This window comes from Streptomyces sp. NPDC107581 (assembly GCF_055657175.1).
Map to the genome: position 1 here is coordinate 1 of NZ_JBVKBH010000068.1, position 1376 is coordinate 1376.

1 protein-coding gene is annotated in these 1376 nt (G+C 71.1%); it reads right to left on the bottom strand.

The features are described 5' to 3' along the window. Positions 1-1353, bottom strand: a 1353-nt coding sequence (locus ACZ7P3_RS42580) for a condensation domain-containing protein (RefSeq protein ID WP_472090059.1), incomplete at its 3' end; no start/stop codon positions are given. Positions 1354-1376: the final 23 nt, after the last annotated feature.

Sequence of the window (1376 nt, forward strand, 5' to 3'; positions counted from 1 at the left end):
GTGGTCGAACAGGGCGCTGGCGTAGTTGAGGGCGCCGGTGAGGGAGCCGTCGGCCTGTTCGGCAAGGCCCATGGTGAGGTCGAACTTTGCGGTGCTTTCCCCGACGGGCAGCCGGTTCAGGGTGAGGTCTGCCATGGTGGCGGGCGCGGGCTGGGCTGTGGTGGCGTCCTGCCACAGCAGCATGGTGGAGAACAGGGGGGTGCGTGCCGGGTCGCGGTGGGGTGCCAGTTCCTCGACGAGGCGTTCGAAGGGGAGTTCCTGGTGGCTGTAGGCGTCCAGGGCGGTGCTGCGGACCTGGTGGACCAGGTCGGTGAAGGACAGCGGCGCCGACAGGTCGACGCGTAGGACCAGGGTGTTCAGGAACAGGCCGATGACCTGGTGTGTCTCGGTGTGGTCCCGGCCGCCGGCGGGAGTGCCGATGGTGATGTCGCGCTGTCCGCTGATGCGTCCCAGCAGCAGCGCGTAGGCGGCGAGCAGCACCATGAACGTGCTGGCGCCGCACTGTGCGGCGAGTGCGGACAGGGCGCGGGCGGTGCCGGCGGGCACGGTGAGCGGGACCAGGGCGCCGGCCGGGTCACGCAGCGCGGGACGGGGCCGGTCGGCGGGCAGTTCCAGCGCACTGGCGCCGGCCAGCGTCTTGCGCCAGTAGCCCAGCTCCCGCTTGGTCACCTCACCGGTCAGACGCTCACGCTGCCAGAGGGTGAAGTCGGCGTACTGCACCGCGGGTGGGGCAGGCTCGCTCCCGCTGCCGGTGACGGCGGCGGTGTAGGACTGGGCCAGTTCACGCACCATGATGTCCTCGGACCAGCCGTCGCAGGCAATATGGTGGACTGTCAGCAGCAGGACGTGGACACCGTCACCGGGCAGCCGTACCAGCGAGGCGGCCAGTACCGGGCCCCGGGCCAGGTCCACCGGGATACGCTCGCAGGTGACCAGCCCGGCCAGCCGCGCCCGCCACACCGCCTCCTGCAGACCTGACAGGTCGATCTCGTCCACGGCCGGCAGATACGGTGCATCGATGACCTGGACCGGCTCGCCGTCCTCACCCACCGGATACCTGGTCCGCAGTACCTCGTGCCGATCCACCAGCCGGGCCAGCGCGGCCGCCAGCGCCCCCCGGTCCAGCGGGCCCTCCAGCCGGACAGCCGTCGTCATCAGGTACTCGGTACCCCCCGGCCGCAACCGGTCCAAAATCCACAGCCGGCGCTGCGCGAACGACACCGGCAGCACACCACCACGCACCACCCCCGCAATACCACCCACCGCACCCGCCGCCCCCGCCCCCGCCCGGCCCGCAAGACGCCGCCGCAGCAACTCCCCCCGCAACCCCGACACATCCACACGCTCACTCATCACACACCATCCTCCGCAAGTAG